The 21,139-nt window shown below is 62.3% G+C and carries 21 protein-coding genes; 11 read left to right on the forward strand and 10 right to left on the reverse strand.

The window, feature by feature from the left end; all coding sequences use genetic code 11:
* Positions 1-2: 2 nt before the first annotated feature.
* On the forward strand, positions 3-323 hold the full coding sequence (locus tag VFB05_RS23460; protein ID WP_325016725.1) for a YkgJ family cysteine cluster protein: 321 nt from the start codon (positions 3-5) through the stop codon (positions 321-323).
* Between the two features lie 157 nt (positions 324-480).
* On the opposite strand, the gene VFB05_RS23465 is transcribed toward VFB05_RS23460, so the two are convergent.
* Positions 481-876, reverse strand: coding sequence for a hypothetical protein (locus VFB05_RS23465; RefSeq protein WP_325016728.1), 396 nt, complete (start codon positions 874-876; stop codon positions 481-483).
* 131 nt (positions 877-1,007) lie between these two features.
* Positions 1,008-1,361 carry a DUF3307 domain-containing protein gene (locus VFB05_RS23470; protein WP_325016767.1) on the reverse strand — a complete coding sequence of 118 codons (354 nt, stop codon included), beginning with the start codon at positions 1,359-1,361 and terminating at the stop codon, positions 1,008-1,010.
* A 384-nt stretch (positions 1,362-1,745) separates the two neighbouring features.
* On the opposite strand from VFB05_RS23470, the gene VFB05_RS23475 reads away from it, so the two are divergent.
* From VFB05_RS23475 to VFB05_RS23485, 3 genes are read left to right on the forward strand one after another with little or no spacing between them, the layout of a single operon-like run.
* Positions 1,746-3,146 (forward strand): TAXI family TRAP transporter solute-binding subunit, encoded by a 1,401-nt coding sequence (locus tag VFB05_RS23475; RefSeq protein WP_325016730.1) that lies wholly within the window; start codon positions 1,746-1,748, stop codon positions 3,144-3,146.
* 14 nt (positions 3,147-3,160) lie between these two features.
* Positions 3,161-4,273: a cyclic nucleotide-gated ion channel gene (locus VFB05_RS23480; RefSeq protein ID WP_325016732.1), complete on the forward strand. Its 1,113-nt coding sequence runs from the start codon at positions 3,161-3,163 to the stop codon at positions 4,271-4,273.
* A gap of 15 nt (positions 4,274-4,288) precedes the next feature.
* A complete protein-coding gene (locus VFB05_RS23485; RefSeq protein WP_325016734.1) occupies positions 4,289-5,068 on the forward strand; it encodes an enoyl-CoA hydratase/isomerase family protein in 780 nt (259 codons plus the stop codon).
* A gap of 150 nt (positions 5,069-5,218) precedes the next feature.
* On the opposite strand, the gene VFB05_RS23490 is transcribed toward VFB05_RS23485, so the two are convergent.
* The 5 genes from VFB05_RS23490 to VFB05_RS23510 form a co-directional block, all read right to left on the reverse strand.
* Complete coding sequence (locus tag VFB05_RS23490; protein ID WP_325016736.1) at positions 5,219-5,923, reverse strand: nitroreductase; 705 nt, start codon at positions 5,921-5,923, stop codon at positions 5,219-5,221.
* Positions 5,924-5,926: 3 nt separating this feature from the next.
* Positions 5,927-7,171, reverse strand: a complete 1,245-nt coding sequence (locus VFB05_RS23495) for an acyl-CoA dehydrogenase (protein ID WP_325016739.1) — start codon at positions 7,169-7,171, stop codon at positions 5,927-5,929.
* A 145-nt stretch (positions 7,172-7,316) separates the two neighbouring features.
* Positions 7,317-8,561, reverse strand: a complete 1,245-nt coding sequence (locus VFB05_RS23500; RefSeq protein ID WP_325016741.1) for an acyl-CoA dehydrogenase — start codon at positions 8,559-8,561, stop codon at positions 7,317-7,319.
* A gap of 9 nt (positions 8,562-8,570) precedes the next feature.
* Entirely contained in the window at positions 8,571-9,698 is a 1,128-nt protein-coding gene (locus VFB05_RS23505; protein ID WP_325016743.1) for an acyl-CoA dehydrogenase family protein, read from the reverse strand.
* 25 nt (positions 9,699-9,723) lie between these two features.
* On the reverse strand, positions 9,724-10,482 hold the full coding sequence (locus tag VFB05_RS23510) for an SDR family NAD(P)-dependent oxidoreductase (protein ID WP_325016745.1): 759 nt from the start codon (positions 10,480-10,482) through the stop codon (positions 9,724-9,726).
* Positions 10,483-10,816: 334 nt separating this feature from the next.
* Between VFB05_RS23510 and VFB05_RS23515 the strand changes: the two genes are divergently transcribed.
* The gene (locus tag VFB05_RS23515) at positions 10,817-11,989 is read left to right on the forward strand and encodes an acetyl-CoA C-acetyltransferase (protein ID WP_325016747.1); all 1,173 of its coding nucleotides are present in this window, start codon (positions 10,817-10,819) and stop codon (positions 11,987-11,989) included.
* Between the two features lie 34 nt (positions 11,990-12,023).
* Here VFB05_RS23515 and VFB05_RS23520 read toward each other — a convergent pair whose 3' ends face one another.
* Entirely contained in the window at positions 12,024-12,518 is a 495-nt protein-coding gene (locus VFB05_RS23520) for a hypothetical protein (RefSeq protein WP_325016749.1), read from the reverse strand.
* Positions 12,519-12,646: 128 nt separating this feature from the next.
* On the opposite strand from VFB05_RS23520, the gene VFB05_RS23525 reads away from it, so the two are divergent.
* Together VFB05_RS23525 and VFB05_RS23530 are read left to right on the forward strand one after the other, a co-directional pair.
* On the forward strand, positions 12,647-13,807 hold the full coding sequence (locus tag VFB05_RS23525; RefSeq protein ID WP_325016752.1) for an alpha/beta hydrolase: 1,161 nt from the start codon (positions 12,647-12,649) through the stop codon (positions 13,805-13,807).
* Positions 13,808-13,927: 120 nt separating this feature from the next.
* Entirely contained in the window at positions 13,928-14,266 is a 339-nt protein-coding gene (locus VFB05_RS23530; RefSeq protein WP_325016754.1) for a hypothetical protein, read from the forward strand.
* Positions 14,267-14,343: 77 nt separating this feature from the next.
* Here the strand turns inward: VFB05_RS23530 and VFB05_RS23535 are convergent, their stop codons facing one another.
* Positions 14,344-15,066 carry a hypothetical protein gene (locus VFB05_RS23535; RefSeq protein ID WP_325016756.1) on the reverse strand — a complete coding sequence of 241 codons (723 nt, stop codon included), beginning with the start codon at positions 15,064-15,066 and terminating at the stop codon, positions 14,344-14,346.
* 165 nt (positions 15,067-15,231) lie between these two features.
* Between VFB05_RS23535 and mbfA the strand changes: the two genes are divergently transcribed.
* The 3 genes from mbfA to VFB05_RS23550 all read left to right on the forward strand — a co-directional run bounded on the left by mbfA (position 15,232) and on the right by VFB05_RS23550 (position 18,349).
* The gene (gene mbfA, locus VFB05_RS23540; RefSeq protein ID WP_325016758.1) at positions 15,232-16,203 is read left to right on the forward strand and encodes an iron exporter MbfA; all 972 of its coding nucleotides are present in this window, start codon (positions 15,232-15,234) and stop codon (positions 16,201-16,203) included.
* Between the two features lie 56 nt (positions 16,204-16,259).
* Positions 16,260-16,790, forward strand: a complete 531-nt coding sequence (locus VFB05_RS23545; RefSeq protein ID WP_325016760.1) for a cytochrome b — start codon at positions 16,260-16,262, stop codon at positions 16,788-16,790.
* A gap of 86 nt (positions 16,791-16,876) precedes the next feature.
* Positions 16,877-18,349 (forward strand): amidase, encoded by a 1,473-nt coding sequence (locus VFB05_RS23550; RefSeq protein ID WP_325016762.1) that lies wholly within the window; start codon positions 16,877-16,879, stop codon positions 18,347-18,349.
* Positions 18,350-18,352: 3 nt separating this feature from the next.
* Here VFB05_RS23550 and VFB05_RS23555 read toward each other — a convergent pair whose 3' ends face one another.
* Positions 18,353-20,128, reverse strand: coding sequence for an acyl-CoA dehydrogenase family protein (locus tag VFB05_RS23555; protein ID WP_325016764.1), 1,776 nt, complete (start codon positions 20,126-20,128; stop codon positions 18,353-18,355).
* Between the two features lie 78 nt (positions 20,129-20,206).
* Here VFB05_RS23555 and VFB05_RS23560 point away from each other — a divergent pair, with 78 nt between their 5' ends.
* On the forward strand, positions 20,207-20,908 hold the full coding sequence (locus tag VFB05_RS23560; RefSeq protein ID WP_325016765.1) for an SDR family NAD(P)-dependent oxidoreductase: 702 nt from the start codon (positions 20,207-20,209) through the stop codon (positions 20,906-20,908).
* Positions 20,909-21,139 lie beyond the last annotated feature (231 nt).

The raw sequence follows: 21,139 nt of genomic DNA on the forward strand, positions 1-21,139 counted from the left end.
TCATGGAAACAGGCGATCACGCTTCGGCATCCGAAAGCCCGTGCCAGTCCTGTGGCGCCTGCTGCGCTTACTCGGAGAACTGGCCGCGCTTCACGACCGAGGATGACGCGGAGCTCGATCTCATACCGGCCCGCTTCGTCAATGCGCGGCAATCCGGCATGCGATGCGATGGGGATCGTTGTTCGGCGCTGTCGGGACAGGTCGGTGTCGAGACGTCCTGCACGATCTATGCGGTGCGGCCGGAAGTGTGTCGCACCTGCATGCCGGGCGATGCGGAATGCGTCATGGCGCGGCGGAAATGGGGATTGCCGCCTCTGGACTGACTCTTCTCGTCGTCCCTGCGAATGCAGGGACCCATACCGCGTGACGCCTCAATAAGGCTCGCTGGTCGAGACCAAAGCAAAACAATGAAATTTTGTGGCTATGGATCCCGGCTCGCGCTAGCGCTTGGCCGGGACGACGGCGGAGAACAAGCGACGCTTACGCCGTAACGGCTCTGGCGAATTCGGCGAAATCTTCGTCGTCGGGTTCGTCCGCGATCGGTGCGACCTGCGTGAGCGGCTTGGTCGAGAGCGTGATCGGCTTTCGGTTGCCGTAGGACGATGGAGCGGTGTTGCGTGACGCAGGTTCGCGGGACAGCGCGAAAAGCGTCGAGCCGACGCGGCCGCCGGCCTGAACCAGCTCTTGTTCGCTGCAGCTTCCGGCAATTGCCAGCGCCAGCGAGTAAAGATGGCTCTTGCGATAGCAGAACAGCGCCAGCATGGCCCGGACATCGGGCGAGACACTGGCGACCAGTTGCGGCAGGCCGTGTTCGCTGGCGCGGTACATCTCACCGAGCAGTTCGTCCCGGACCGGGCAAAAGTCGTTCTCGAACATTTGCAAATCCCCCGAGCCCGAGGATGCAGTGCGACTCTCTAACGAAAGGTTAACCAAGGGCGCCAGTAGTGCCACGGGGGGCTTGATCGATGGCGGGTGTTGCAGCGCTGCCTGATTCGCGAGGCGCGCAATCAGTTCGCGGCCATAAAGATCGACAGACCGAAGTCGGTCAGGTGGTGCAAGGCCTGATCGACGCCGATCAAGGTCCAGAACCAGGGATGATGGTTTTCCTGCGTCACCCCGAGATGCGACGAGATGCGGCCCTTGCAGAAATCGACCGTGATGTGAATGACGAAATCGATCACGGCCACGAACCAGAAGCGCGGTGCGACGGCGAGGATCACCGCCAGGATAACGGCGAAGTGGACGCCGCAATGAGCGAGTAGCGGAAGAAACCAACCCGTCTTCTGATCCTTGCCGATCGCCATCCATGACGTCTGCAGCACGAAGTCGGCAATGACGTGCTTCACCGTCAGAAGCACCATCCATCCGATCAGCGCGCCCAGCGGAACCGACGCGGACATGGGAGGAAACGACAAGCGGAAGCCCTCAGCCGTAAATGACAGGATAAACTCTCGAGGCTTCAGCGCTACTTCTTCTTGGTCCCCGACAAGTCCGGTCAGGGTTACTCTTTTTATGACACCTCCGGACGCGGAATGCACCATCGGAGCCTTCGAAAAAAACAGGGGTGTGGCGGACCGCCGCTGCCACCGGTAAGGTTACCGGGCACGGCCGGAGCAGCGGGCGTTTGCAATCCGCAAATTGGCGGATATCATGGGCCCTGTAAAATTCTCGTTCTTTTTTAGGCATTTAGCACGTCATTCGGGCGATTTTGGCCCGTCAACATCTTCAAGTTGCGGATATCGGTCATGAGTGCTGCAGTCCCTACGCCAGCCTCCGACACGCGACGTTCGCGTCCGCCCTTTCTCAACAGCAATCGCAGGCAGGTGATCCTGTTTGCCGTCATGACGCTTGTCCTCACCGTTGCGACCGTTTGGGGCGGCCGCATCTGGCTACGAAATTCCGAAACGCTGACCTTTGCCGTGGGCGAGATCAATGGGCCGGAAGCGCGCTTTGCCGCCAAACTGGCCGCCATGTTGAAAGCATCGTCGTCGCGGTTTCAGCTCAAGATCATTCGCAACGCCGACAACGCCAAGGCGCTTGCCCAGTTCGACCGCAAGCTTGCCGACCTCGCCGTGCTGCGCACCGATGCCCGTATTCCGCCTCGCGCACGCTCGCTTGCGATCCTCGAACACGACTTCGTGATGCTGATCAGTCCCGGCGACAAGAAGATCAAATCGCTGGCCGAACTGAAGAGAAAGAAAATCGCGGTGCTGACGAGCGCCAGCAACAATCTCGCTTTTGTTCGCAAGGTGCTCGACCTTCCCGATAGCACTGAGGCCAACGCGCGCCTGCAACTGGCGCCGCCGAACGCGACGCTCGACAAGCTGTTTACCTCCGGCGGCTATGGCGCGGTGATTGCGATCGATCACGCGTCCGCCATCGTCAAGGACAAGAGGTTCGAGCAATCCGCCGCACGCGCGCCCTTCACGGTGAACGCCATCGACGAAGCCGCCGCGTTAAGCCGCCGCTATCCCGGCATTTCGGAGGAGACGCTGGCGACCGGCCTGTTGTCCTCGACGCCCCAAATTCCAGACGACGATCTGGATACCGTGGGGTTGCATTGGCTGCTGGTCGGTCAGGCCGCAATGCCCGCGAACACCGCAGGCGAGCTGGCGCGCACGATCTATGAGAACAAGGCAGAGCTCGCGCTCGACGACGGCTTTGCGTCCAAGATCGAGCCGGCCGATGTCGACAAGAGCGCTTTTGTCGCGGCCCATCAGGGCGTCGCCGAATACATCAACGACACCTCCAAATCGTTCCTCGAGCGTTATAGCGACGTGGCTTATCTCGGCGCCGCCGTACTCAGCATCATCGGCTCGCTGTTTGTCGCGCTCTACACCAAGGTCACCCGCGTGGCGCCTGAAAAGGCGAGCGAACTCGCGACCGCGATCCTTGATATCGGCGAGCGCGTGGCCGACGTCCAGACCATCGAAGCGCTCGACGGCTTGCAGGACGAGCTCGAAGCCGTGCTGCGCGGCGCGGTGATTGGATTGCGGGACGGCACCATCTCCAGCGACGGACTTGATACCTTCAGGCTCGGCTATGAATTCGTGCGCGACGAGATCGGCCTGCGGCGCGAAAGCCTGAAGCGGCAGAGCAGCCACGACGACAACGTCGTCGTCGTCAAGACCGCGCAAAGCGCGTAAAGCGACGGCGCACAATGTCCCAATCGAGCCGGTTTCCATCCCTCTCGCAATTCGTGACCGCTACCGCCGGTCGCAATATGACCAAGCCCGCCTACGTTGCCATCACCAGCGGCGTGGTCTTGATCATGCTGCTGACGGTCGATCCGGCCTACGCGGCGATGCACTATTTGATCGACGCGCTACTGTGGGCGTGTCTTGCTTTCTTCGTGTTCGAATGGGTGATCCGGCTTCGCCATGCCGCCGGCGCCGGCCGCCGGGCAGCCTATATCTTCTCATTTCGCGGGATCGTGGATGCAGCCTCGGCGCTGGCCGTGCCGATTGCGCTGGTGGCCGGCGCCAGTTCCGGAACGGCCTGGCTGCTCGGCATGTTCTGGGTGCTCAAGGTTGTTCCCGGCATTCGCGGCTTGCGGCAATTGCGTCGGGTCCTCGTAGTGGAATCCGGACCGCTGCTCAGCGTGCTCGTGATTTTCCTGATGGTCCTCTTCATGGCCTCGGTCGCGGAATTCTTCCTGGAGCGTGATGTCCAGCCGGCCAACTTCGGCAGCATCCCGGCAGCCTTGTGGTGGGCGGTGGCGACTCTGACGACAACCGGCTATGGCGACGTGGTTCCGCTCACACCGCTCGGCCGGCTGATCGCAGCCGGCGTCATGATCTGCGGACTCGGCGTGTTCGGGCTATGGACCGGTATTCTTGCGACCGGATTTGCGGCAGAAACCCGCCGCGACAATTTCCTTCGTAGCTGGGAAGCCGTCAGCAAGGTGCCGTTCTTCGCCTCGCTTGGCCCGTCAGCGATCGCCGACGTCACGCAAATGCTGCGAACCATCGACTTGCCGATGCGCACCACCATCATCCGCAAGGGCCAGGCCGGCGATTGCATGTATTTCATCGCCAGCGGCGAGGTCGAGGTCGATTTGCCAGGCAAGAAGATCGTCCTTGGCGAAGGCGCATTTTTCGGCGAAATGGCGCTGCTCGGCAATAATCTGCGCTCCGCCGATATCACGACGACGCGGGTGTCGCGGCTCCTGATGCTGGACCTCGTCGACTTTCGCCTGCTGATGGCCCGGCATCCCGATCTCGCCGAGACGATCGACGCCGAAGCCAAACGGCGCGCGCTCGAGAACAAGTAGCGGAGAAAGGAAAGAATGTCGGAAAACGACGCAAGTCCACCCGTGCTCGAACGGCAAGGCGCACGTGCTACGATCCGGTTGAACCGGCCGAAGCACCTCAACCGCCTGCAGGCCGAAGATCTCGACGTGCTGCTAAGACTGTTCGCGGAGGTCGAGGCCGATCCGGCGCTTCGCGTGCTCGTGCTCACGGGCACCGGGCGAGCGTTCAGCGCCGGCTACGATCTCAATTCGGTGTCCGAACGCGCTTCCAGTGAGATCGAACAGAAAAGCGCCGGCTCCGCCTTCGAGGTGGTCGTCAACCGGCTCGAAGACATCGGCATTCCCACCATCTGCCGGCTCAATGGCGGCGTCTATGGCGGCTCGACGGACCTCGCGCTTGCCTGCGATTTCCGCATTGGCGTCGATACCGGTGAAATGTTCATGCCGGCGGCGCGGCTCGGTCTGCACTATTACAAGAGCGGCATCGCCCGCTACGTCGCGCGGCTCGGGCTCGACAACGCCAAGCGGCTGTTTCTCACTGCCGAAAAAATCGGCGCGACGGAAATGCTTCGCATCGGCTATCTCACCTCGGTCGTGCCGCCCGAGGCGCTGGACGAGGAAGTCGACCGCCTTGCAACACTTCTCGCCGGCAACGCGCCGATCGCGATGCGCGGCATGAAGCAGACCATGCACGAGATCTCGCGCGGCAAGCTTGACGTCGAGGCCGCCGACCGCCGGGCGCGCGACAGCATGCGCGGCGAGGAGATCAAGGAAGGCATCAAGGCGTTTGCCGAGAAGCGTCCGCCGAAGTTTTAGAGAAGCACGAACTGCGTGTCCCGGGCGCGTCGCAGCGTCCTTCACGCTGCTGCGCAGAACCGGCACCCAGGACGTTCATCTCTTTCTGGACCCCGGCTCAGCAGCGCACCGCTTCGCGCTGCGCTGCGTCCGGGGAACGCCAAAGCAAACCTATTCGTCGACGAACACCGCCGCATCCGCCACGCTGGCGCGTGAGGTGCGGTAGCTGTTGATGCGGTGATCGCGATCGGCAAAGCCGAACGAGATGCCGCAGACCACGCGCCGGTCGTCGCCGATCTTGAAGTGACGCCGGATCAGGCCTGATTGATGCGCGAGCGCAGCCTGCGGAATGGTGCCGAGGCCGAGCGCCTGCGCCGCCAGCATGAAGTTGGAGACATAGGCGCCGCAATCGATCGCGCCGTAGACGCCGAGCGCTTCGTCGGTGTGGATGATCGCAACATGCGGCGCGCCGAAGAAATTGAAATTTTCCAGCGCCTGCTTGGCGTAAGCCGCCCTGTCACCGCGCGGAATGCCAAGCGTGTTGTAGAGCTGGAAGCCGCTTTCACGCCGCCGCTCGAGGTACACGCCGCGATATTCCCGTGGAAACGGAAAATCGCCGTCGTCCTTGCCGCTGCTTGCGGCTGCGTAGATCGCCTGACGAAATCTTTCCTTGGCCTCGCCGCTCGCGATCACGACCTGCCATGGCTGGCTGTTGCACCAGGACGCGGTGCGCTGCGCGGTTTTCAGAACGTGCTCGATGATCGGCCGCGGCACCGGATCCCGCCTGAAGGCGCGGCAGGAAAAGCGCTCGTCCAGCAGTTCCTGGAGAACGCTGATGCGCTCCTCGGCGCTGTGCTTGCTGGCGAGAGTTGACATGCTTTATCTTCCCTTGGTCGGGATTTGGTTGAACGGCACATCCTTGTCGACGCGGATATCGCCCGGCAAGCCCAGCACGCGTTCGGCGATGACGTTGCGCAGGATTTCGTCGGTGCCGCCCGCAATGCGGATCGACGGCGATGAGAGCAGCATGGCCTGAAACTGACCGGCAGCTTCGGCGGTGGAGGGATCGTTCAGCAGGCCGCTCGCGCCTTGCAGGTCCATCGCGTACGTCGCAATGTCCTGGAGCATCGAACCGGACACCAGCTTGCCGATCGAATTTTCCGGCCCCGGCCGCTCGCCCCTGGAGAGCGCCGAGATCGTGCGCATGCTGGTATATTTGAGGCCGCTGTTCCTGACCGCCCACTGCGCGAGCTTCGAACGCGTCGCGCGATCGTCGATCGCAAGCCCGTCGTCGGTCATCAGGCTCGAGCAGAAATCGAAGATTTCGTTGAAGCCGGTCGCAAGCCGCGCGCCGATCGACATCCGTTCGTTCATCAGCGTCGTCAACGAGACATTCCAGCCGTCGCCGACCGCCCCTAACCGCTGCGAATCGGGAATGCGCAAGTTCGTCAAGAACACCTCATTGAATTCCTGCATGCCGTTGGCCTGTTTGATGGGCCTGACCTCGACGCCCTTGCTCTTCATGTCGATGAAGAACATGGTGAGCCCCTTGTGCTTCGGCACGCCCGGATCGCTACGGGTGATCAGAAGGCCGTAATCGGCGTAATGCGCGCCCGATGTCCAGATCTTCTGGCCGTTGATGATCCAGTCATCGCCGTCGCGCTCAGCGCGGGTGCGCAGGCCCGCGACGTCGGAACCGCCGGCCGGCTCTGAAAACAATTGGCACCAGATTTCCTCGCCGGAGGCGATCTTCGGCAAATAACGCCGCTTGTCAGTCTCGCTGCCGAACGCCATCAGCGTCGGCCCGCACATGCCCTCGCCGATCTGGAACGGGCTTGTCAGCTTGAAGTAGACGCCCTCCTCCTGCTGCCAGATCACGCGTTCGACCGGCGAGGCCCCACGGCCACCATATTCCTTCGGCCAGTTCAGACACACCCAGCCGCTGTCGGACTTCTTCTTTTGCCAGGCTTTCGCGACCTCGACGATGTCGTGCTTCTGCAAGCGGATGCGGCCGAGCGACGCCTTCGAAAGCTCCGCCTCGAACTCCTTCGGTGCGTTGGCTTCGATCCATGCCTTCGTCTCCGCGCGGAACGCTGCCTCTTGCGGACTGTCATCGAAGTTCATCGGGTGTCCCCTCGTCTCAGAAGCGTGCCCCGGATGCTGAGCAGCGTGAAGCGATGCGCTGCTGAGCCGGCGCCCATTGGTCGGCATAGGTCCCGGATCTGCGACGCGGTGTGAAGAACGCCGCGCCGCGTCCGGGACGCGAGAACTATCTCCCCTTGGTCGGGATCTGGTTGAACGGAACGTCCTTGTCGACGCGGATGTCGCCGGGCAAGCCCAGCACGCGCTCGGCGATGATGTTGCGCATGATCTCGTCGGTGCCGCCTTCAATGCGGGTGCCCGGCGCACGCAGCAGCATGGCCTGGAACTTGCCGGCGGCTTCTGCATCTTCTGGTCCCGAGAGCACGCCCGCCGCGCCCTGCAGATCCAGCGCGTAAGCCGAGATGTCCTGGATCATCGATCCTGCGACCAGCTTGCCGATCGAATTCTCAGGTCCCGGCCGCTCGCCCCTCGACAGCGCCGAGATCGCACGCATGTTGGTGTATTTCAGTCCGCTGGCGCGGACCGCCCACTGGGCAAGCTTGGAACGGACGCCGCGGTCGTCGATCGCAGGTCCGTCTTCCAGCATCAGGTTGCTACAAAACTCGAACAGCTCCGGAAAGCCGGTCGCGATGCCGGCGCCGATCGACATCCGTTCATTCATCAGGGTGGTCAGCGAGACGTTCCAGCCGTCATTGACGGCGCCCAGCCGCTGCGAGTCGGGAATCTTCACGTCGGTGAAATAGACCTCGTTGAAGTGAGAATCGCCGTTGGCCTGCTTGATCGGCCTGATCTCGACGCCCGGGCTCTTCATGTCCAGGAAGAACATGGTGAGCCCCTTGTGCTTGGGGACAGTCGCATCGGTGCGCGTCAGCAGGATGCCGTAGTCCGAATAATGCGCGCCCGAGGTCCAGATCTTCTGACCGTTGATGACCCACTCGTCGCCGCGCTTCTCCGCGCGCGTGCGCAAGCCCGCAACGTCGGATCCCCCGGCGGGTTCGGAGAACAACTGGCACCAGATTTCCTCGCCCGAGGCGAGCGGCGGCAGGTAGCGGCGCTTATGCTCCTCGCTCGCATAGCCCATCATGGTGGGGCCGCACATGCCATGGCCGATGATGAAGGCGAAGGACAGCTTGCCGAAAGCGCCTTCCTCCTGCTGCCAGATCACCCGCTCAATCGGCGACGCGCCGCGTCCGCCGTAATCCTTCGGCCAGTGCAGGCAGGCCCAGCCAGCGTCCGCCTTCTTTTTCTGCCACGCCTTGGCGACGTCGAGAAAATCGGCGCCTTTGAGCACCGAGCGTCCAAGCGAGGAGCTTTTCAGTTCCTCCTCATATTGCTTCGGCGCGTGTGTGGCGATCCAGGCCTTCGCTTCGGTGCGAAAGGCGGCTTCCTGCGGGGTATCGTCGAAATTCATGGCGCGTTCCTAAGCCGCGTTGCGCTTCCGCATGCGATCGATCAGCGCATCTTCCCAATACGACATCGAGCCGAGCGAGAGCGCGGTCGCATTGGCGCGCCGGTAATACAGATGACAGTCGAACTCCCAGGTGAATCCCATGCCGCCGTGAACCTGGATGTTGTTCTTCGCGCAATGCTGAAAGGCTTGCGTCGCGCTGATGCGCGCCGCGGCGGCCGCTTCCGGCAATTCGCCGGCGTTGGTCGAGAGCGCCCAGGCGCCATAGTAGCAATTGGAGCGCGCCAGCGTGGCCGAGACGTACATGTCGGCCAGCATATGCTTGATCGCCTGGAACGATCCGATCGGCCGGCCGAAGGCGATGCGATCCAGCGCGTAGTCGCGTCCCATTTCAAGCGCGCGGTCGGCGCCGCCGATCTGCTCGAAGGCGAGCAGCACCGCGGCACGGTCCAGCACCTGCGAAATGATGCTCCAGCCTTCGCCAGCGGGACCGAGAGTCTCCGCCTTGCACTTCTTGAAGGTGACTTCGGCTTGTCCGTGCGACGGATCGATGTTGCCGAGCGCTTTTGCCTCGACACCACCGGCCTTCATGTCGACCAGAAACAGCGAGATGTCAGTCTCGCGTCCGGCCGACGCCGTGCGCGCGGCGACGATCGCAAAATCCGCGATTGCCCCGTCGGCGACGGGCATCTTGACGCCGTCGAGTGTGCCGCCAGAGGCGGCAAGCTTGATCGCCGCTGGCGATGGATTGCCCTTGCCTTCGAACAAAGCGAGCGTCCCGATCGCGTCGCCCGAGGCAATCACCGGTAGCCACTTCTCTTTCTGCGCTTCGCTGCCGGCAAGCAGCAGCGCCTCGGCGGCAAGATAGACCGTGGAAGAGAACGGAACCGGTGCCAGCGCACGACCCATTTCTTCGGCGATCACGCACAGCTCGAGATGACCGGCGCCAGTGCCGCCATAGGCCTCCGGAATCGCAACCCCAAGAAAGCCCATTTCGGCGAGCCCTTTCCAGAGCTCGCGATCATACGGCGCCTTGCCGTCGATGACGGCGCGCACTGCCTTGGGCGGACATTTTTCGGCAAGGAATTTCCGCGCGGAGTCGCGCAGCTGTTTCTGGTCGTCGGAAAAATCGAAATTCATATCGTCACTCTCCGAATTCGCAGCGTCAGCGCGGCGCCATGCGGATGGCGCCGTCGAGGCGAATGGTTTCGCCGTTGAGCATGGCGTTCTCGACGATGTGGACCGCGAGATTGCCGTATTCGCTAGCATCGCCAAGCCGCGCCGGATGCGGCACCTGCGCGCCGAGGCTCGCCCTTGCCTCTTCGCTCAATCCCATCAGGAGCGGCGTGAAGAACAGGCCGGGCGCAATCGTGTTGACCCGAATCTTGTGCTGGGCGAGGTCGCGCGCGGCCGGCAGCGTGAGGCCGACCACGCCGCCCTTTGACGCCGAGTAGGCGATCTGGCCGATCTGGCCCTCATAGGCGGCGACGCTCGCGGTATTGATGATGACGCCGCGCTCTTCGCCGACCGGTTGTTCGGTCAAGAGACGTTCGGCGAACAACCGCAGCACATTGAACGTTCCGATCAGGTTGACGTTGATGATGCGCGCGAATTTTGCCAACGGATAGACGCCATCCCTGCCGACGATGCGCTGCGATCCGCCGATCCCCGCGCAATTCACCAACACCCGCGCGACGCCGTGCGCGGCTTCGGCCTTTGCGATGGCCGCCTTGACTCCGTCCTCGTCGGTCACATCGGCGACCAGCGCGATGCCTTTCAGTTCGGCTGCGACCTTCTCGGCGTTTTCCTTGCTTTGATCGAGGACTGCGACCTTGGCGCCCTTGGCTGCCATGGCGCGCGCGGTCGCGGCGCCAAGGCCGGAACCGCCGCCGGTGATCATGACTGCAACGTCTTTCAATTGCATGGTGACGTCTCTCCCGAATTATTCATTCTTGCTTGCACGCTAACCCTATGGCGCGGGCGGCCTCAAGACTTAAATTGCAAGCTAGTGTGGCGACACTGACGTTCCTTTCAGTTTTGCTGTGACCTCGTCAAAGGAACGTCAGAGTCAAAGCCACACTAGAACCATGGATTTGCTAGTGTCCCTTTGGTTCTGACATTCGTAAAAAGTGCCGCCGCGACAGGATACGAATGTCAGAACCGGGACACCAGTATTGATTGACTCAATCCGCCTGCGTCACTTTAATTCCGCCAAGCAAAATCACGAATTCCGCCAAGCAAAATCAGGGAGAACGCCCATGGCCGAGGCCTATATCGTCGCCGCTGCGCGCACCGCCGGAGGCCGCAAGGGAGGCCGTCTCGCCGGCTGGCATCCCGCCGATCTCGCAGCCTCGGTGCTCGATGCGCTGGTGGAACGTTCGGGCGCCGCACCGGACCAGATCGAAGACGTGATCATGGGCTGCGTGATGCAGGTCGGCGAGCAATCCAACAATATCGCGCGCAATGCCATCATGGCTTCCAAATTGCCGGAGAGCGTGCCGGGCACGTCGATCGACCGGCAATGCGGCTCCTCGCAGCAGGCGCTTCACTTCGCCGCACAGGCGGTGATGTCGGGAAGCATGGATGTCGTGATCGCGGCCGGCGTCGAGGCGATGACGCGGGTGCCGATGGGCCTTGCCTCGCAGCTGCCGGCGAAAAACGGCTTTGGCCACTACAAGAGCCCGAACATCGAGCAGCGCTACCCGAACATCGTGTTCAGCCAGTTCACCGGCGCGGAAATGATGGCGGAGAAATACGGCCTCTCCAAAAACGAGCTCGACGAATATTCCTATCAAAGCCACCAGCGCGCGATCGCGGCGACGCAAGGCGGCCGCTTCAAGGATGAGATCGTCCCGCTGCCGATCACGCGCGCGGACGGCTCAAAGGACATTCATGCGATCGACGAGGGCATTCGTTTCGACGTCAGCCTCGACGGCATCAGAAACGTCAAATTGATCGCGGAGAACGGCAAGCTGACGGCGGCCTCCGCCAGCCAGATCTGCGACGGCGCGTCCGGCGTGATGGTTGTCAACGAGAAGGGGTTGAAGTCGCTCGGTGCCACACCGCTGGCGCGGGTTCATCACATGACCATGATGGGCGGCGATCCCGTGATCATGCTGGATGCGCCGCTGCATGCGACGGAACGCGCGCTGAAAAAGGCCGGCATGAAAGTCGACGATATCGACCTGTTCGAGGTCAACGAGGCGTTTGCATCGGTGCCGACCGCGTGGCTGAAGACGACAGGCGCCGACCCCGAGCGGCTTAATGTCAATGGCGGCGCCATTGCGCTCGGTCATCCCCTGGGCGGGTCCGGAACGAAACTGATGACGACGCTCGTCAATGCACTCAAGCAGCGCAACAAGCGCTACGGCTTGCAGACGATGTGCGAGGGCGGCGGCATGGCCAATGTGACGATCGTGGAGCGGCTGTAGAAGCGCGGTTGCTTCCGGGCGACGGCGACGTTCGCTAAAGCGACGTCGACGGCGCGCAAACGGCAGATGACGACGCGCGCAGATGTAACTGCCCCCGTTTTCCGCCTGATGCGCCCGTCCACTCGGCATCGATTTGCTGGAGATCGCGCGAAAGGCGGCCCCGGTGGCTGCCGTCGGTGACGAAGGCGCCGCTGGTGACGTTGCCGCCGCTTTCAGGTGACTGTTCCAGAATCTGGACCCGCAAATCGGACCGGTTGACCAGCATCTGCACCTTGATCTTCGTCACGTAACGGCCGACCTCGTAGGCGCCACATCCTGTGGCTTCGGCGCTCTCATCGGTCAACATCCGCACCTGATCAAATCTGATGACGACGTGCTGCACCGTCTCGTCGCCGTCCCACCGGAATTCACCGATATAACCGTGCGGCAGGTCGTTGATCAGACCGCCTTCCCTTGGGGCGCCGAGCGCCGACACGCAGGACAGAAAAGCGGTCATGGCGAGGAGACTGACGTAACGATACATCTGCATGTGCCTTTCCAAGAACGCCTGCGCAACCGGCCGGAACGGCGACGTTGCTTGCCTTGCCAGCCTCTCGGCAGGTAGCATCGTCCCGTTGAAGAGCCGCCAGGATGCGTATTAGTCGTGGATTCGCCAGGATGAGTTCAACTTCCACCAACCTCCCCGATCTCCCGCTCCCTGCCGGCATCCGGTCGCGCGTCATCGAGGGCGTCAACGGCCTCTCGGTGCATGTGCTCGAAGCTGGCTATGGGAGCAACGAACGCCCGTGCGTGCTGCTGCTGCACGGCTTTCCGGAACTCGCCTATAGCTGGCGAAAGGTGATGCCGGTGCTGGCCGAAGCCGGCTATCACGTGATCGCGCCGGACCAGCGCGGCTACGGCCGCACCACCGGATGGGATGCGAGCTATGATGGCAGCCTGACGCCGTTCCGCCTGACAAATCTCGTGCGCGATGCGCTGGGCGTCGTCGCGGCGTTCGGCTATCGCTCGGTCGCCGCCGTGGTCGGCCACGATTTCGGCAGTCCGGTCGCCGCCTGGTGCGGCTTAATCCGTCCCGACGTGTTTCGATCGGTTGTGCTGATGAGCGCGCCGTTCCCGGGCCCGCCGCAAATGGCTTTCAATTTCGCCGATGCGCCGCTGCCGCCAAAGCGCGTTGATCCGGTGCATCACGAACTCGCATCACTGCCGCGGCCGCGTAAGCACTATCACTGGTATTACGCGACGCGCGAGGCGAACGACGACATGTGGCGCGCGCCACAAGGCGTGCATGATTTCCTGCGCGCCTATTATCATCACAAGAGCGCCGACTGGAAGGACAACAAGCCGCATCCGCTCAAATCATGGTCGGCAACAGAACTCGCCAAGCTGCCGACTTACTATGTGATGGATCTTGCCAAGACCATGCCCGAAACGGTCGCGCCGGAGATGCCGTCGAAGGAAGCGATCGCCGCGAACACTTGGCTGCCGGATCACGAGCTTGCCGTCTATAGCAGCGAATATCAGCGCAACGGCTTTCAGGGCGGCCTGCAATGGTATCGCTGCGGCACATCAGGTGCGTTCACCGCCGAGCTCGAGACCTGGTCGGGCAAGAGCATCGACGTGCCCTCCTGCTTCATTTCAGGTAAACAGGACTGGGGAACCCATCAGCGGCCCGGCGTGTTCGAGACCGTGCAGACGACGGCTTGCACGCGCATGACCGGCGTTCACCTCATCGACGGCGCCGGGCACTGGGTGCAGCAGGAGCAGCCGGGTGAGGTGAGCCGCTTGCTGCTGCAATTTCTGAAAACGGCTGCAGTCTAGAAGCGCACTCGAATCCAGGCCTTCCCAGATCATTCGATCAAAGTTGTGGGGAACGATCGCGGGTTCCCGCGCGTTGGCGGCTGAGGGATATGTGCCCTGCATCAAGTTTGGAGGAAATCCATGGAGAAGAAGATCGCTGGCCTTTTGGGCGCGGTAGCTGCGCTCGGAACCTTGGGCTCCGCCCAGGCCGCACCAGCGCCACTGGCCCCGGCTGAAAGCCTGAAAGCCAATTCATTTGCCGAATTGCTGGAGCCTATCCCCAATGCTGCGGCGTTGCTGCGAACGGTCGATCAAGCCCCTGCGCCGTCGACGACGGGGAATGTGCAGCTGACGCAATTTTACCATCACCACCACCATCATCATCACCATCACTTCTGGCGACGATACTACAGGCCCCGATACTATCATCACCATCACCACCACCATCATCACCACCACGGCTACTACCGCTATTATTGATGATCGGAAGAAATGCCGAACGCAAACAGGACCCCCAAGGGTCCTGTTCTTTTTCGGATGACGACATCAGCGAGATACTATTGCTCGCGCGCCTTCTCTTTCGCTGCGCGATGAAGATGCCTATAGGTGCCATCGAACACGGTGTCGGTTGACGAGGTCCATTCGGTCCCGGCCGATAGTGTCGGCCGGCTGTTGTAGATCCGGCGCGATTGCAGCTCGCGTTCGGCGAATTCTTCCTCATTCATCGGTTCGAGTTCGAAACTGGCCTCTTCGGGGATCACGATAATCTGGGCAAACGGCTCCTTGGGGCGGAAAATATGCGTGCATCCCTCATCGGGTGACTTGAACACGCAAAAGAACATCATCGGCCACCAGTTTCGGATCAACGCCGGCACTGCGATCGGAACAGTGCCGGTTCGATCGTTGTAAAAGCGCGGATGCGGTTCGGTGCGGATCGCCATGCCCTGCTCGACCTTGAGGTCGAGCAGGATCTGATAGGTGTAAAAATCGTCGCCGAAGGTCCGGAACGGCGGCCAATGAACCCCGCCGTCCGGTGGCTCGCCCCAATCACTTTCCAGAACGAGACGCCCGTCCTTGGTGCTGACGCGCAATTCGTTGTCGTAAGGGTAGAACAGCTCGATCCCGTATTGCGCGCCTTCCGAAAACGGAACGCAGTGCCACACCTGCTCTCGCGAGCCATCGGCGCGCGGCTCGCGCTTGCCGGCCCATCCGGGAATCTCAAGCCTGGTCCGCCGCGGCGCAAGCCGCGGGTCGTTCATGCGGTATTTGACCTTTTGCATACGGGTTTCCTGCAAACTCTTTCCGGAAATCGAACGGACCGGCCTCGCAACGGTTCCATCGAACCTCCGAAACATGCGCGGCAAGAACCCGGCGATTTGACGCCGGCTGAGGCTGAGGCTATATCGACTTTAGAATAATTCTAAATCGATTGCCGGGGGTTCGCGTTGAAGAAATTTGCCGATCTGACCGAGCGGGAAGTGCTGGCGGTTGCGATCGCCGCCGAAGAGGAAGACAGCCGCATCTATATGAGCTTCGCGGAAGACCTCGCCGAGCGCTATCCGGAATCCGCAAAGCTGTTCGAGCAAATGGCGGAGGAGGAAAAAGGCCATCGCCACATGCTGCTCGAAATGTACGAAAAGCGTTTTGGCCAGAACCTGCCGCCGATCCGTCGTGACAACGTCAAGGGCTTTCTGCGCCGTCGCCCGATCTGGCTGACCAAGAACCTGTCGCTCGATGCGATCCGCAAGGAAGCGGCGACGATGGAGTTCGAGGCGGAGCGGTTCTACATCAAGGCCGCCGAGCAGACGCAAGACGTTGGCGTTCGCAGGCTGCTCGCCGACCTGGCGGAAGCCGAGAAAGGCCACGAAAACGTCGCCGCCAAACTGACGGACCAGATCCTCACCCCCGACGTGCGCGCCGAGGAAGACAAGACGCGCCGCCGCGTGTTCGTGCTGCAATATGTGCAGCCGGGCCTTGCCGGGTTGATGGACGGATCGGTGTCGACGCTGGCCCCGTTATTCGCCGCAGCCTTCGCCACCCACCAGAACTGGCAGACGTTTCTGGTCGGTCTCGCCGCATCGATCGGCGCCGGCATCAGCATGGGTTTTGCGGAAGCACTGTCTGATGACGGATCGCTCACGGGACGCGGCTCGCCCTGGTTGCGCGGTCTCACCTGCGGCTTAATGACCACGGTCGGCGGTCTCGGCCATACCATACCATATCTGGTGCCCGACCACTGGGCCAATGCCTTCTGGATTGCGACCGCAATCGCCAGCGTTGTAGTCTTCTTCGAACTCTGGGCGATTGCCTTCATTCGCGCGCGCTATATGGATACACCATTCTTGCAGGCCGTGTTCCAGATCGTGCTCGGCGGCGTCATCGTGCTCGGTGTCGGTATTCTTATCGGCGCGGCTTAGCTGGAATTGATGCAGCTCTCGATATCTGAAACCAGTCCTGGACGAGAGATGAGGCCATGACAACTCGCCTGCAATACGGGACCACCGCGAAGACGTTTCACTGGCTGATCGTCGCGCTGCTCGCCGTGCAATATCCGATCGGCTGGCTGATGCCTGATCTCCATCGTGATCAGACGCCCGGCGCTCCCATGACGTTTCACGTCTCCTTCGGTATCGTCATTCTCTCATTGATTGTTCTGCGTTTCATCTGGCGCTTGACGCACCCGGTTGCGCCGGAAAACTCGCTTCCGCCCTGGCAACGGTTGACATCGGTATTCGTTCACTGGGCGCTCTATGCGCTCGTACTTGCGACCACACTGACCGGCTGGCTGTTCGCGTCCTTTCGCGGCTGGTCATTGTCTTTCTTCTATCTCATGCCGTTGCCGATGCTGGCGTCCGACAACCCCGCCGCCAATAAATTCATCGACGGCTGGCATCAGGTGGCAGGGTGGACGTTACTTGTCCTCATCGGAATTCACGTCATGGCCGCATTGGTCCATATCTTTGTGTATCGCGACGGGATCATGCGGCGGATGCTGCCGGGATAATCCACGGACAGCAATAGCGGTCTAGCGACGGTCATTTTCGGCGCGCATATTCTCCCTCGAAGAGATATCAGACCGGGAGAACTGACGTGGCGAAATCGCAATGGACTTTTGAGACTGCCATCGGCCTGTCGAGGGCGCTCGCGCGAAAAGAAGTGTCGTCAGTCGAACTGACGGAGCACGCCATCGCACGCATCGAACGCCACGATGCGAAAATCAACGCGGTCTGCGTCCGTGATTTCGACCGCGCGCGCGATGCCGCGCGAGCCGCCGACGGGGCGCGCGCCCGCGGCGAAACGCGGCCGTTGCTCGGCATTCCCATGGTGATCAAGGAATCCTTCAATCTCGCAGGGACGCCGACGACCTGGGGCATGCCGGCACAAAAGGATTTTCATCCCAAGGAAGACGCAGTCGCGGTTGCACGCATCAAGGAGGCTGGTGGCGTCATCCTGGGTAAGACCAACGTGCCGCTCGCGCTTGGCGACTGGCAGAGCTACAACGACATCTACGGCACCACCAATAATCCCTATGACCTCACGCGCACCCCCGGCGGTTCGTCCGGCGGATCGAGCGCCGCGCTCGCGGCCGGCTACGGGTCGCTCTCGATCGGAACAGACTTGGCCGGATCGCTGCGCGTGCCAGCCTTTCATTGCGGCGTGTTCGCGCACAAATCGACGCAAGGGTTAGTGCCAATCCGCGGCCACGTGCCACCGCCGCTTCCGGCACTGCCCACCGACCGCGACATGGGCTCGATCGGCCCGATGGCGCGCTCGGCCGCGGACCTCACGCTCTTGCTGGACGTCATCGCGGGACCGGATCCGCTCGAAGCCGGCAAGGCCTACCGCCTGTCGTTGCCGCCGCCGCGTCATGCCGACCTGAAGAACTTCCGCGTGCTGGTGATCGAGAGCGATCCCGTGGCGCCGACCGACACGGTGGTGCGCTCGGCGATCGATCAACTCGCCACCAATCTCGCCAAGGCTGGCGTCAACGTCGCGCGCGAAAGCCCGCTCTGGCCGGATTTCGGCGCCGCTTTTCGCCTGTTCATGCGGATGCTGATGTCCGCTCTCTCGGTGGGATTCCCGCCCGAGGTCTATGCGAACCTCGTGACGGCAGCAGCCAATCTTCCCGCCGACGCAATGAACGGGCAGGCCGAGCGCTTGCGCGGCATTGCGCTCAGCCACCGCGACTGGGTCATGGCCGACAACGCGCGGTTGCGGTTGCGGGCAGAGTGGCGCGCCCTGTTCGAAAGCTTCGATGCGGTGATCTGCCCGGTGATGTCGACACCGGCCTTTCCGCATGACCACAATCCGGAGCAGGAGAAAAGGCGCATCACGATCGACGGCAAGGAATTTTCCTTTGTCGACCAGATGGCGTGGCAAGGTGTTGCCAATCTCACGGGCTTGCCCGCAACCGCGATACCTGTTGGTTTCGCTCCCGACGGCCTGCCGGTCGGCGTTCAGATCGTCGGCCCGTGGCTGGAAGACCGCACGCCGCTCAAGCTTGCAGAATTGATCGAGCACGCATTCGGCGGCTTCGTGCCGCCGCCGGCGTTCGACGACTAGAAGCTACTCGGCCAACTCACCAGCCTCTTCCATGCCGACCGCGCGATCGCCAAGCAAAGCTTGCGTGATCGCGCGTTGCCTGCCGTCATCGGACATGCGGAACGGATCGCCGGAAGGCAAGCGGTGATCAATCACCAGCCGCGAGAGCAGCAAGCGCCGTGCATCACCGCGCATCTGGTGAATGCGATGGGCCTCCCACGCCAGCGCCACCGCGCTTGCAACGTGATAAAGAAGACTGGTGGCGCGGCGGGCTTCAGCCTCGTTCTCGCCGCGGCCGGCGACCTCGCGGGCAAATCCGACGGCGCGATCCGTCAAGCCACGCAAACGATCGCGCCAGCCACTTGGGACATCGGCGGAGTCATCGAGCCGCGCATGCAGATCGGCCGCCAGCGCAGCGTCGGCGCCGTGACGGCCGACCGCTCGTGTCAGCGCGTCGATCGCGACGATGTTGCCGGTGCCCTCCCAGATCGAGCCGAGATGCGCGTCACGCAACAGCCGCGCGGTGGCGAATTCCTCGATGTAACCGATGCCGCCGCGCATCTCCATGGCATCGCCGCAGACTTTTCTGGCATCGCGCGTGGCGCGGAATTTCAGCGTCGGTGTCAGAATGCGCAGCAACGCAGCCGCATCCTGACTGCCGGCCTCAGCACGATCGAGCGCATCGGCGGTGAGGAAACTCATCGACAGCGCCTGCTCGGTCGCAAGCGTGATCTTCATCAATTGCCGTTGCGCCAGCGGCAGGTCGATGATGCGCCTGCCAAACACGACACGGTTTTTCGCCACCGTCATCGCATCGTGCCAGGCGCGGCGCATCAGCGCGGTGGATTTGACGCCGTTTGAAAGCCGCGACGAATTGACCATCTCAGCCATCTGCACGAAGCCGCGATCGAGTTTGCCGACCGCGTACGCAATCGCGCCCTCGAGCTTGATTTCGCCCGACGCCATCGAACGGGTGCCGAGCTTGTCCTTCAGCCGCACGATCCGGTAGTGGTTGGGCGAGCCGTCGTCGAGCGTGCGCGGCATCAGGAACAGACCGACACCGCGCGTGCCGGGACCGGCGCCCTCGGGGCGCGCCAGCAGCATCACGACCTTGGCGTCGGCATTCGAGCAGAACCATTTCTCGCCATAAAGGCGCCAATGGTCGCCCTCCTCGACCGCGGTCGTGGTCAGCGTCCCCACGTCGGAGCCGCCTTCCTTTTCGGTCATGAACTGGCCGCCCTGAGTGAGCTTGTTCATGTCGGTTTGCGTGAGGCCGTCGAGATATTTCGCCTTCAGCGCTTCGCTGCCGAAATTAGCAAGCAATTTGGCGCAGCCGTCGGTGACGTTGATCGGGCAGCCGAGCCCGAACTCGGCCTGATTGAACAGAAACGTAAAGGCATGCTTGGCGGCGACGGGATACTTGTCGCCCCAGCCCAGGATGCCCTTGCGGATCGACATCGCATGAATGCCGAACTCGCCGAAGGCGGCGCGTTCGAGCTCGCGGTAGGCCGGATGATATTCGATCCACTGCACGTCGCGGCCAAAGCGGTCGCGCTGATGCAGCACCGGCACGTGACGGTCGGCGAGCCGCGCGCATTCGTCGAGATGCCCGCCGGCAAGTCGGCCCAGGCGCTCAAGGTGCGGCTCGATATGGTGAAACAGCGCCTCCGGCAAATGGATGCGAAGCAGATCCGACAGCGATGGGTCAGCATGATAGAAATTCATGCCAGACGTGTCCGGCGCCAGCCGCGACGAACGCGGGTCGGAATTCACAAGGTCATTTTGTGAATGCTGTTGCATTGAATTTCCCTGATCGCTTCCTCATCTGTTGTAGCGAACTATTGCACATCTGGCCGCCGATCAAACGAGGAACATCCGATGGAAACGCCAAAATACAAGAATGCCCTGATCGTCGGGGCCGGCGAAGGCCTGAGCGCCTCGCTGGCGCGGCTGTTTGCGCGCGAAGGCATTCGCGTCGCGCTCGCAGCCCGCAGCATCGAGAAGCTTGGCGCGCTCTGCACAGAGACCAAGGCAAAGGCCTATGCCTGCAACGCGACCGAGCCTGATGAAGTCGAGCGCCTGTTCGGCCTCGTCGAGCGCGAAATCGGCACGCCTGATCTCGTCGTCTACAATGCGAGCGCTCGGGCGCGTGGCCCGCTGATCGATCTGGCGCCCGCTGACGTGATGCAGGCGATTGCGGTCAGCGCCTTCGGCGGCTTTCTGGTGGCCCAGCAGGCAGCCAAGCGGATGCTGCCGAACAAGCAGGGCGCCATTCTCTTCACCGGCGCGTCGGCGAGCGTCAAGGGCTACGCGCAATCGGCATCGTTCGCGATGGGAAAATTCGCGCTGCGCGGGCTCGCGCAAAGCATGGCGCGCGAATTATCGCCGCAAGGCCTTCACATCGCGCATTTCGTCATTGATGGCGGCATCCGCAGCGCCACGCGCACAGACCCCGCCGACCGGCCGGATTCGTTTCTCGATCCGGATGCGATCGCGCTCAGCTACTGGAGCGTGCTGCAACAGCCACGCAGCGCCTGGAGCTGGGAAGTGGAATTGCGGCCCTGGGTGGAAAAATTCTGAGGAGGCCCAATCGCTCTCCCGTGTCGTCATTCCGGGGCGCATCGAAGATGCGAATCCGGAATCCATGTCTTCGAGCGTTGAGGCGGCGCGATGGATTCCTGTATCTCGATGGCTGTCACTGTCATAGTGGCGGGCAGGCGGAGATAGCCCGTTGGATTCCTGGCCGCTCGAGGTCGTAGTCCCGGCATGGGCGTCTCCGTTTTTGCTTTGTCTGATCGAACAGTCGCATGG

The sequence above is a fragment of the Bradyrhizobium sp. genome (assembly GCF_035652035.1).
Classification (GTDB): domain Bacteria; phylum Pseudomonadota; class Alphaproteobacteria; order Rhizobiales; family Xanthobacteraceae; genus Bradyrhizobium.